The sequence below is a fragment of the Acidicapsa acidisoli genome (assembly GCF_025685625.1).
Classification (GTDB): Bacteria; Acidobacteriota; Terriglobia; order Terriglobales; family Acidobacteriaceae; genus Acidicapsa; species Acidicapsa acidisoli.
In genome coordinates this window covers 1,724,423-1,735,647 of record NZ_JAGSYI010000002.1, presented here as the reverse complement: position 1 = coordinate 1,735,647, position 11,225 = coordinate 1,724,423, and the positions used below count along the sequence as shown (strand labels likewise).

The window sequence follows — 11,225 nt, the reverse complement described above, 5'->3', positions numbered from 1 at the left end:
TTTCTTAAACTTTGCCGTTACGTTTTGCAAGCTGCCAGAGAATCCGGCGGAAAAGACCCATCATGCGGCGGAGGTCGGCTTCGTTGGGCATCAGACGACGAAGAAGCACGCGCAGGGCTTCTCCGTTGGCCGAGCGCATGCCTCGGGTCGAGTAGTTGACCGCTTCCATGGTTTCTTCGATGAGTCCGGCGAGGCGATCAAGTTGTTCGGAGTTGGGTTGTCCTGAGTTGGGCTGGCCTGAATCGGGTTGTGGAGGTAGGGGTAGGCGCGCCGCGCTTTCGGCGGAGGCGTTGCGGGAGATCTCGTAAAGACAGACGGCTACGGCCTGGCCGAGGTTCATGGAGGGCTGGGCTTCGCAGGTTTCGATGACGATGAGCGCGTGGCACCAGGAGAGATCGTCGCTGGTGAGGCCGTGTTTTTCTGAGCCGAAGACGAGGGCTACGCGGCTTTGGCCGGATTCTCTGCTCGGGGCGCTCCTTAAGGCAAGGACGCTGCGGACTTGTGCGGCTGCATCCGGCAGATTCAGGATTTCCTGCGCCGGACGTCTGCGATCGAGAGAACCGGTGCCGAGCACCAGGGTGCAATGAGCGAGCGCTTCGGCAAGCGTTTCGTAGACTTTAGCGTCGCGCAGCAGGTCGGGTGCTCCGACGGCGGATTTGGCCTCCATCCAATTCACGGCAAAGGGCGCGACGATGCTGAGGCGCTGGAAGCCGAAGTTGGCCATGGCGCGGGCTGCGGCGCCGATGTTGAGGGGGTTGCGCGGAGAGACTAGCACTACGTCTACGCGCTCGCATTGGGCAGGGGTAAGCAAACACTGATTCTAGCCGGGATGGGGCTTTTTCTGCCGGGCCAACTCGGCTTCGAAGGCTTGCTGGCGTTCGGCGATGTAGCTCTTGTATCCGGCGGGATCGAAGAAAGCCGCCGCGTCGCCGGCTTTGAGGCGGGCGTATTTTGCCAGCATGTTGAAGTAGCCGCCGTGTGCCCCCAGGAAGATACCGCAGTCTCTGAGGAGTCGAAGGATGTGGAAGCACTGTTCGTAGTCTGAGGCAATCTGAGGGTATTTCTTATTGTCGACGAGGCGATAACCGGGGTTCACGTTGGGACTGCCAACGATGACGACGTGAAATTGTATTTTGCCACCTTGCATGCCAGCTGCTTTCGATTCCGCCGCTTTTTGGAATTCAAAATCATTGGAGATATCCATGGACCACGTCGTGCACCCTTTGGTATGCCCCGGAGTCTTGTGTGCTGTCAGCTCGATGCCGCCGAATTGAATCGTTTCGCCATCGTGCAGGGCGCGGTCGACTTTCGTCGCCGGGAAGTGCATGGTGGGGTCGGTGCCGTACTGGAAATCTGTTCGCCCTCCTGACTCGACGACAGAAACGTCGGCGTCCATGACCATGTATTTTGCGCCGGTGAGCCGCTTGATCTCCGCGCTGCCTGCGCAGTGGTCGTAGTGAGCGTGGCTGATGAGCAGTACCTTCACGTCGCGGAGGTGGAAGCCAAGCTTCTCGATGCTGGCCCGGATCTGCACCGGTGAGGTGACGAGATTGCTGTTGATCAGGATGTGCCCTTTGGGCGTGGTGATGAGGTAGCTGGCCAGATCGCGGCTGCCGATGTAGTGGAGATTTCCGGCGATGCGGAAGGGCGGCATCGGGGTGGTCCAGTCGGGGTTGACGTCGGCACGGAGCATCGTTGGCGCGAGTGCGGCATCGGCCGCAAATGCGCCGAAAAGACCGAGCGCGGATCGGCGGTTGAATTGGGCCAGAGATTGAGCTAGAGGCGGCATGAGAGTGCTCCAGAGCTGAGTATAGGGTCCGGTAAGCTGTGCGAATTCATGCCTTATATCGTCCTTGCACTGCCTCTGCGACAATGAATCAAGAGAGTTACGCGATGTGGGAAGAAATGAACGAGCCGACGCAGACGATTGCCTGGGATCAGGAACTGATCTCGCAGGCGGAGTCGCTGTGTGCAGCGGCTCATGAGTGTGCGCGGCGAGGGTGGGTTCCGGCGACGGCGGGCAACTTCAGCTTTCGCGACAGGGCTTCGGGACGGATCTTTATCACCGCGAGCGGTTTGGACAAGGGCTCCGTTACGCCGGATGACTTGCTGGAAATCGACTTGAATTGCGATGTGGTCGCCGGATCGAGGAAGCCCTCGGCGGAGACCAGCTTGCACGGAGTCATATATCGTAACCGCCCGGACACGGGGGCAATCTTTCATGTGCATTCGATCTGGAATACGCTGCTTTCCGACCGGTTCGCGCGGGATGGTGCGGTCCCGCTTGAGAATTACGAACTGCTCAAGGCGCTCTCTGACGTGACCACGCATGAGCATCGCGAGCTGGTGCCGATTCTCGAAAATTCGCAGGAATATGCCGGGCTTGCACTGGAAGTGGCTGGTGCTCTGCGCGATTATCCGGCTGCGCATGGGGTGTTGCTGCGGCGGCATGGCCTCTATACTTGGGGGGAATCGATTGCGGGAACGCGGCGGCACCTGGAGGCTTTGGAATTCCTCTTCGAGGTTGAATCGCGCAGGCTGAGCTGCGAATCTTGATTTTGGAGGGCGGTAATCGTTCTCGCCGAACTCCGGGAGATACGTCTATGGCTGTGGTTCGAGTTCTTTCGGAAGAAAAGACGCTTCATGATGAGTTATCGATACGCGCAGAGCTTTCAACGCTGGGAGTGGATTACGAGCGCTGGGATCTTTCCCGGGTCACCGACGATGCTTCCGCGGAGGCTGTGCTTGCGGCTTATGCTGCCGAGATCGACGAGATGAAACGGCTTGGCGGGTATATGACGGCCGATGTGATTGACGTGAATTCCGATACGCCGGGCCTTGAATCGATGCTGGCGCGCTTCGACAAGGAGCATACGCACTCTGAGGACGAGGTGCGGTTCATTCTTGCCGGGCGGGGGATTTTCTTTCTGCATCAGTACGAACAGGTGGTTTCGGTGGAGGTCGGCCCGGGAGATCTGCTGCGAGTGCCGAAGGGTACGACGCACTGGTTCACTTTGTGCGAGGACCGGCGCATTCGGGCGATTCGGTGGTTTCAGGACACGACGGGTTGGACTCCGCATTACACCGGCTCTGGCGTGGACCAAAACTATCAGCCGATTTGCTTTGGCCCGGCTTACCTGGGCGAGCGCGTCGAGACGACGATTACCGCATGATTTCGGCCCGCCCGCGTGTTTATCTGCTCGATGTCGAGGGTACGACTTCGCCGGTTTCGCTGGTTTCAGAGCAGCTTTTTCCTTATGCGCGGAAGCATTTGCGGGAGTTTCTGACTGAACACGCCGATGAGCCGGAGGTTGCGGCTGATTTGGCATTGCTGGCCGAGGAGAACCGCGGCGAAGCTGGTTTGGATGTTCCGAGGTTCCTTGGCGGGGATGGCGTGGATCGGGCGTCTGCTTATCTGCTGTGGCTGATGGATCGGGATCGAAAATCAACGGCGCTCAAGAGTTTGCAAGGGAAGATTTGGAAAGCTGGATTTTTGGCGGGCGAACTGGTGGGGACGGTCTTTGCCGATGTGCCGGAAGCTCTGGCCCGATGGAGCCGCGAGGCCCGGGTTGCGATTTACTCTTCGGGGTCCGTGGAGGCGCAGCAACTGCTCTTTCGATATTCCAGTGCCGGGGATCTCACGCCTTTTATTTCCGCCTACTTTGACACGCACACCGGGCCAAAGACTGCGCCAGAAAGCTATCGGACAATTGCTGATGCCATGGGGGTTAAGACGGAGGAGATACTCTTTGTTTCCGATTTGCTGCGGGAGCTGGACCCTGCGCGAGAGGCTGGGTGCGAGACGCGGCTCTCGGTGAGAGAAGGGAATCAGGCTGTCCCGGATCTGCGCGGACACGCCGCCATCCCTTCGTTTGCCGAAATTGAATAGGATTTCTCTCAATCTCCTGTATTCCGAAAGCATTGCTGACTTCGTCGAGCTGGTTCAGGTGGCCGGATAGGGCAATTTCGGGAAGCCTCAATCGTGAGGAACGGAAAACATTGCATCCGCCACCTTCCTTCGTTTGCTCTAAGCGATGAGGCCTGTGGATGACACGGCGCAACGTGCGCGAACTGTAACTTCGCGGGAGTAGGCTGAAGAGTGATATTTGAAAATCCAGCGGTAGGCGTGTTGCATGAGCTGCAAACGACGCCTTATGTTCGCTTTTCCCTTCTCGCGGTCAGTTCGATTTTCTTCTTGGTCGATCCGTTTGCCGCCATCCCTTCGTTTCTGGCCATCACGGACGGCGTCGATCCGGCACGGCGTTCGCGTATGGCGCGCAAGGGAGCGCTCACCTGCTTCATCGTTCTGACTACCTTTGCGTTTGCCGGGCGGGTGATCTTCCGCATGTTTGGCATTACGTTGCCGGCGTTTGAGATTGCCGGCGGACTGATCCTGCTGCTCATTGGGCTGGATATGCTGCAGGCCAAGCGTTCGCCCACCCAGGAAGCGAGCGGCGATACCGAGGAAGCCACGCACAAGGAGGACGCTGGGATTGTGCCGTTGGGGATTCCGATGCTCGCCGGGCCGGGAGCGATTTCTTCCGTGATGGTGCTGGTAGGGCAAGTTACGACGGCCTGGCAGATGGCCGCGATTGTGGGATGCATCGCGTTCACAGCGCTGGTCAGCTACTGGGTGCTCGCGGGAGCGGACCGTGTGCGTACCTTCATGGGAGAGACGGGTATTCGCATCCTTGTGCGCATCATGGGGTTGCTGCTGGTGGCTCTGGCCATGCAATTCTTCGTCAATGGACTCACGGACCTGGGTCTGATTGCGCACCAAGCCGGCTTTTGAGTGGAGAGTTTTGTGGCGAAAGGCGCATCAATACAGGGCATTTCGCACATTTGCACAGAACTGCCCGGTTTTTCAACAGAAACATCCTTGCGCTCCGGCTGGGCAGTTGCTATTCTCGAAAAGTTGCAACCGGGAGCCAAGCAACACGGCGGCTACGGAAGCAATGGCAAGTGACAACTTCAGGCTGAGTTCAGAGTGATCTGGCAAGGATTAATAAAGCTTGAACGAGGCACTTGCAAGAGAGACGAAGCAGTGATAGTCTCAGAAAGTTGCAACCGAAAGCCAAGCGGTACTGAGGCAGACGGAAGCGGGCAGTAAACAAAATTTAGACCGCAACGGCAGCAAGCAGTTTTCAACTTAGTTCAGTAAGATTCGGACTGGGGCTTGCAAATGAGAGTGAGCAGTGATACTCTCAGAAAGTTGCTTAAGAGCAGTGGAGCTTCTCAAGTGGCATAAAAGCCAGCCCGAAAGGGAGACGAGAAGCCGGTTCGTTGGGTGAGGTGAGGCAAGTGCCCCTCTACCCCTGTAGGGAATCCCGCAGAGAACATACCATTGCAAGACCCGAGGACCCGGGAGTATTTGGGCCTCGCAAGCCAATATTGGCTTGGGCGAAATGCTGGTTGATCTTTCAAATTTTTGCGCAGCAGCGATTTCACGGAATCCGGCTTTATCGGTCCTCTGGGATTTCACTTGTTCGAGTTGCAACCGCTATCAATGAAGATGAGCGGCTCGATAAAAGAGTGAAAACAAAAGAGTTGACAGAGGGATAGAGAAACGGTAAACTGGGAAAGGCGCTAACGACGACGAAACGATGACGCGAAAGCGAATCGGAGTAGAAATCGGCGCACAAGTTCGAGGACACTCGGAAGCGATTCCGGGCCTCGATCCAAACGGCACCGCTCAGGCGGAGGGTCGTAAGGATCTTTGACAACAGGTTGAACGTGCCAGTCGTGATGAAGACAAGCAGCTTTGGCTTGAATCTTCTCACAAAATAAGTCATCACGGATTTATTCCGTGGTGCTGCCAGATCCAGGTCGACCTCCGTCGCCTAGGACTGGTGAACAGTTTCAAACGAGAGTTTGATCCTGGCTCAGAATCAACGCTGGCGGCGTGCCTAACACATGCAAGTCGAACGAGAAAGGGTAGCAATACCTGAGTACAGTGGCGCACGGGTGAGTAACACGTGACTAACCTACCCTGGAGTGGGGAATAACTGAGGGAAACCTTAGCTAATACCGCATAATACCTACGGGTCAAAGGAGCAATTCGCTTCAGGAGGGGGTCGCGGCCGATTAGTTAGTTGGCGGGGTAATGGCCCACCAAGACAATGATCGGTATCCGGCCTGAGAGGGCGCACGGACACACTGGAACTGAAACACGGTCCAGACTCCTACGGGAGGCAGCAGTGGGGAATTTTGCGCAATGGGGGAAACCCTGACGCAGCAACGCCGCGTGGAGGATGAAATCCCTTGGGATGTAAACTCCTTTCGATCGGGACGATTATGACGGTACCGGAAGAAGAAGCCCCGGCTAACTTCGTGCCAGCAGCCGCGGTAATACGAGGGGGGCAAGCGTTGTTCGGAATTATTGGGCGTAAAGGGTGTGTAGGCGGTTTGGTAAGTCGTGTGTGAAATCTTCGGGCTCAACCCGAAGTCTGCACACGAAACTGCCGGGCTTGAGTATGGGAGAGGTGAGTGGAATTCCTGGTGTAGCGGTGAAATGCGTAGATATCAGGAGGAACACCTGTGGCGAAAGCGGCTCACTGGACCATTACTGACGCTGAAACACGAAAGCTAGGGGAGCAAACAGGATTAGATACCCTGGTAGTCCTAGCCCTAAACGATGACTGCTTGGTGTGGCGGGTACCCAATCCCGCCGTGCCGTAGCTAACGCGTTAAGCAGTCCGCCTGGGGAGTACGGTCGCAAGGCTGAAACTCAAAGGAATTGACGGGGGCCCGCACAAGCGGTGGAGCATGTGGTTTAATTCGACGCAACGCGAAGAACCTTACCTGGGCTCGAAATGTTGTGGACCGTGGTGGAAACATCACTTCCCCGCAAGGGGCTGCAATATAGGTGCTGCATGGCTGTCGTCAGCTCGTGTCGTGAGATGTTGGGTTAAGTCCCGCAACGAGCGCAACCCTTACCCCCAGTTGCCATCATTAAGTTGGGCACTCTGGTGGAACCGCCTCGGATAACGGGGAGGAAGGTGGGGATGACGTCAAGTCCTCATGGCCTTTATGTCCAGGGCTACACACGTGCTACAATGGCCGGTACAAACCGTCGCAAACCCGCGAGGGGGAGCTAATCGGAAAAAGCCGGCCTCAGTTCGGATCGCAGTCTGCAACTCGACTGCGTGAAGCTGGAATCGCTAGTAATCGCGGATCAGAATGCCGCGGTGAATACGTTCCCGGGCCTTGTACACACCGCCCGTCACATCACGAAAGTGGGTTGCACTAGAAGCCGGTGGGCTAACTCGCAAGAGAGGCAGCCGTCCAAGGTGTAATTCATGATTGGGGTGAAGTCGTAACAAGGTAGCCGTAGGAGAACCTGCGGCTGGATCACCTCCTTTCTAAGAGAGAACGCTGTGGCGCTTAGCATCCCTTCCGCGAATGCGGAACGTCGAGAGACGTAGGATGCGGTGGTCACACAACCCTGTAAGTCAGACGCGAGTCTTGCTTGCAGGAGTCCGGTTCAGGCCTTCTCTGACTGATTTGTTTTCCACGATGGTCCCGAGCGACGTAGTCGCTCTGCACGTTCAACCTTGTCCTCGAAACCTTTTTGAATGGATGAGGATGGATTAAGAGCAATCGCGCTGTTGTTTGGTCGCAAGTTGACTTCAAACGCAGCCGCCCAGGAGTGACAACTAACTCGGGCCTGTAGCTCAGTTGGTTAGAGCGCACCCCTGATAAGGGTGAGGTCGGTAGTTCGAATCTACCCAGGCCCACCATCTCAGCCGCACGTTCCCAAGAAGTTGGGGCTGTAGCTCAGTTGGGAGAGCACCTGCTTTGCAAGCAGGGGGTCAACGGTTCGATCCCGTTCAGCTCCACCACTCCTCAGATCATTCACTGTATCCGGTTGGACGTCATGGCTTATGGGCTATGGCATCGACCCGGAGACAGGGGTTGAATGGTTTATCAAGTTTAACCGTTCAACTGGTTTCCAAGCCCTAGGGCTCAACATTCCTTAGTCGGAATGCTCTGGATCTTTGACAACGAAATTGATTGGGTAATACAAGGCCGAGCACATTTTGGCCGTCTGTATATGTCGCAAGACAGAACGCAGCGGCTAGGAAAGTGTTCAAAAAAAGAAGAGTGTCTTTAAGGAGAATGGTCGTAGCGACGCGAGTCGCAAGCGATCGATCTCAAGGCGGATAATCAAGATTAACTTTGAACAGGACCGGAGCGATCCGGCTCCCTGCGCTGGAGTTAATTCTATGGTCAAGCTACTAAGGGCGCACGGTGGATGCCTTGGCAGAGACAGGCGAAGAAGGACGTGGCAAGCTGCGATAAGCTTCGGGAAGCCGCACACAGGCGTTACATCCGAAGATCTCCGAATGGGGAAACCCTCCTGAGCAATCCTCAGGAACGGCCCGCTGAATACATAGGCGGGTACGAGCAAACCCAGGGAAGTGAACCATCTCAGTACCTGGAGGAAAAGAAAGAAACCTCGATTCCGAAAGTAGTGGCGAGCGAAATCGGAATAGCCCAAACCGTAGATATTTCGGTATCTGCGGGGTTGTAGGGCCCGCAACAGTAGAGTTACCAATCTGGTAGATAGTCGAATCCTCTGGAAAGTGGATCCATAGAGCGTGACAGGCGCGTAGACGAAATCTATCCAGACTCGAAGCGGGTACCTGAGTAAGGCGGGGCACGTGAAACCCTGCTTGAATCCACGGGGACCATCCCGTAAGGCTAAATACTAGTCTCTGACCGATAGTGAACCAGTACCGTGAGGGAAAGGTGAAAAGCACCCCGTCGAGGGGAGTACAAAGTACCTGAAACCGTGTGCCTACAAGCAGTGGGAGGACTATGCCCGCAAGGGAATGTCTGACCGCGTGCCTATTGCATAATGAGCCGGCTAGTTATTCTTGTCAGCAAGGTTAAGCGTAAGCGAGCCGAAGCGAAAGCGAGTCTGAACAGGGCGTTCAGTTGGCAGGAATAGACGCGAAGCGGGATGATCTACCCATGGCCAGGTTGAAGGTGGGGTAACACCCACTGGAGGACCGAACCGGTGTTTGTTGAAAAAAGCTCGGATGAGCTGTGGGTAGGGGTGAAAGGCTAATCAAATTCCGTGATAGCTCGTTCTCTCCGAAATAGCTTTAGGGCTAGCCTCGGATGATTTGCACTGGTGGTAGAGAGATGGATGGACTAGGGGGCTTTCCGGCTTACTGAATCCAACCAAACTGCGAATGCCAGTGACAACCAGTCCGGGAGTCAGACGGTGGGGGCTAAGCTCCATCGTCGAGAGGGAAACAGCCCAGACCGCCTGCTAAGGTCCCCAAGTTACAGTTAAGTGGAAAAGGAAGTCGGAACGCTCAGACAGCCAGGAGGTTGGCTTAGAAGCAGCCATCCTTTAAAGAAAGCGTAATAGCTCACTGGTCAAGCGGTCCGGTGCCGATAATACAACGGGGCTAAAACTGTACACCGAAGCAGCGGATGCACACCTATGGTGTGCGTGGTAGGAGAGCATTCTCAACCGCAGCGAAGCATGACCGAGAGGACATGTGGAGCGTTGAGAAGAGACCCTGCCGGCATAAGTAGCGATAACGGAGGTGAGAACCCTCCGCGCCGAAAGTCTAAGGTTTCCTGAGGAAGGTTAATCCGCTCAGGGTTAGGCGGTCCCTAAGTCGAGGCCGAAAGGCGTAGATGATGGACATCCGGTTAATATTCCGGACCTCCCAATGTTCGTTTGACGATGGGGTGACGCAGAAGGATAATCATGCCGCTCTATGGCTATAGCGGTCGATATGCGTAAGCTGGTTCCGATAGGCAAATCCGTCGGGGCTTAACAGTGAGGCATAAAGCAGTCCCTTATGGGGCTAGGATGATGATTCCACGCTGCCAAGAAAATCCTCTAAGGAGAACAAAGGGAACCGTACCCCAAACCGACACAGGTAGACGAGGAGAATATCCACAGGCGCTCGAGTGAAAGCTCGTTAAGGAACTCGGCAAATTGGCTCCGTAACTTCGGGAGAAGGAGCGCCCACGCAAGTGGGCCGCAGTGAAGCGCGTACGGCGACTGTTTAACAAAAACACAGGTCTCTGCTAAGTCGAAAACGACGTATAGGGGCTGACGCCTGCCCGGTGCCGGAAGGTTAAAAGGAGAGGTTAGCGCAAGCGAAGCTTTGAATTGAAGCCCCGGTGAACGGCGGCCGTAACTATAACGGTCCTAAGGTAGCGAAATTCCTTGTCGGGTAAGTTCCGACCTGCACGAATGGCGTAACGATCGTACGACTGTCTTAACGAGTTGCTCGGCGAATTTGTAGTACCGGTGAAGATGCCGGTTACCCGCAGCTAGACGGAAAGACCCCGTGCACCTTTACTACACCTTAACTATGGGTTATGACTCTTACTGCGCAGGATAGGTGGGAGGCTTTGATATCGGATTCTCGGATTCGATGGAGCCAACGGTGAGATACCACCCTGTGAGTGTTGTGATCCTAACCTCCTCCCGTGATCCGGGAGAGGGACATAGTTAGGCGGGTAGTTTGACTGGGGCGGTCGCCTCCCAAAATGTAACGGAGGCGCGCGAAGCTACTCTCAGACTGTTTGGAAATCAGTCGTCGAGTGCAAAAGCATAAGAGTGGTTAACTGTGAGACCTACAAGTCGAGCAGGTGCGAAAGCAGGCTTTAGTGATCCGGTGGTTCTGTATGGAAGGGCCATCGCTCAACGGATAAAAGGTACGCCGGGGATAACAGGCTGATCATTGCCAAGAGTTCATATCGACGCAATGGTTTGGCACCTCGATGTCGGCTCATCGCATCCTGGAGCTGTAGAAGGTTCCAAGGGTTAGGCTGTTCGCCTATTAAAGCGGTACGTGAGCTGGGTTCAGAACGTCGCGAGACAGTTCGGTCCCTATCTGCTGTGGGCGTAGGAAATTTGAGGAGGGCTGTCCTTAGTACGAGAGGACCGGGATGGACGAACCTCTTGTGTTCCAGTTGTCATGCCAATGGCACGGCTGGGTAGCGAAGTTCGGTTGTGATAACCGCTGAATGCATATAAGCGGGAAGCACGCTCCAAGATGAGATTTCCCTGAAGGGCCCAGGAAGACCACCTGGTTGATAGGCTGGAGGTGGAAGCGCAGCAATGTGTGTAGCTTACCAGTACTAATCGCCCGTTCGGCTTGTCCATAGAATTAACTCCGCGCAGTACCAACTGCTTGAGTGATTCTTATCGACATTCTTCTGTAACACCTTGTATTACCCGATCAATT

Annotated in this window: 6 protein-coding genes, 2 tRNA genes and 2 rRNA genes; 8 read left to right on the top strand and 2 right to left on the bottom strand. The window is 55.6% G+C overall.

Annotated elements, in window-relative coordinates; all coding sequences use genetic code 11:
• Window positions 1-4 precede the first annotated feature (4 nt).
• Window positions 5-775, bottom strand: coding sequence for an RNA methyltransferase (locus tag OHL23_RS16950; RefSeq protein ID WP_263353094.1), 771 nt, complete (start codon window positions 773-775; stop codon window positions 5-7).
• A 45-nt stretch (window positions 776-820) separates the two neighbouring features.
• Complete coding sequence (bla, locus tag OHL23_RS16945) at window positions 821-1,693, bottom strand: subclass B3 metallo-beta-lactamase (RefSeq protein WP_449701816.1); 873 nt, start codon at window positions 1,691-1,693, stop codon at window positions 821-823.
• Between the two features lie 200 nt (window positions 1,694-1,893).
• Between bla and mtnB the strand changes: the two genes are divergently transcribed.
• From mtnB to OHL23_RS16905, 8 genes are all read left to right on the top strand, one after another.
• Window positions 1,894-2,556, top strand: coding sequence for a methylthioribulose 1-phosphate dehydratase (gene mtnB, locus OHL23_RS16940; RefSeq protein WP_263353092.1), 663 nt, complete (start codon window positions 1,894-1,896; stop codon window positions 2,554-2,556).
• Between the two features lie 47 nt (window positions 2,557-2,603).
• A complete protein-coding gene (locus OHL23_RS16935; protein WP_263353091.1) occupies window positions 2,604-3,173 on the top strand; it encodes a cupin domain-containing protein in 570 nt (189 codons plus the stop codon).
• The gene (mtnC, locus tag OHL23_RS16930; RefSeq protein WP_263353090.1) at window positions 3,170-3,889 is read left to right on the top strand and encodes an acireductone synthase; all 720 of its coding nucleotides are present in this window, start codon (window positions 3,170-3,172) and stop codon (window positions 3,887-3,889) included. The genes OHL23_RS16935 and mtnC overlap by 4 nt, the downstream gene beginning before the upstream one ends.
• 210 nt (window positions 3,890-4,099) lie before the next feature.
• Window positions 4,100-4,792 carry a MarC family protein gene (locus OHL23_RS16925; RefSeq protein WP_263353089.1) on the top strand — a complete coding sequence of 231 codons (693 nt, stop codon included), beginning with the start codon at window positions 4,100-4,102 and terminating at the stop codon, window positions 4,790-4,792.
• A 1,067-nt stretch (window positions 4,793-5,859) separates the two neighbouring features.
• Window positions 5,860-7,361: ribosomal RNA gene (locus OHL23_RS16920) — 16S ribosomal RNA — on the top strand.
• Window positions 7,362-7,662: 301 nt separating this feature from the next.
• Window positions 7,663-7,739, top strand: a tRNA-Ile gene (locus OHL23_RS16915).
• 26 nt (window positions 7,740-7,765) lie between these two features.
• Window positions 7,766-7,841: transfer RNA gene (locus OHL23_RS16910), tRNA-Ala, on the top strand.
• 386 nt (window positions 7,842-8,227) lie between these two features.
• Window positions 8,228-11,143, top strand: a 23S ribosomal RNA gene (locus OHL23_RS16905).
• The 16S and 23S rRNA genes sit together here with 2 tRNA genes alongside, the layout of an rRNA operon.
• Window positions 11,144-11,225 lie beyond the last annotated feature (82 nt).

Coding starts and splice junctions, on each gene's coding strand:
- bla (WP_449701816.1), bottom strand. CDS start 1,693: ATGCTCCGTGCCGACGTCAACCCCGACTGGACCACCCCGATGCCGCCC.
- mtnB (WP_263353092.1), top strand. CDS start 1,894: ATGTGGGAAGAAATGAACGAGCCGACGCAGACGATTGCCTGGGATCAG.
- OHL23_RS16935 (WP_263353091.1), top strand. CDS start 2,604: ATGGCTGTGGTTCGAGTTCTTTCGGAAGAAAAGACGCTTCATGATGAG.
- mtnC (WP_263353090.1), top strand. CDS start 3,170: ATGATTTCGGCCCGCCCGCGTGTTTATCTGCTCGATGTCGAGGGTACG.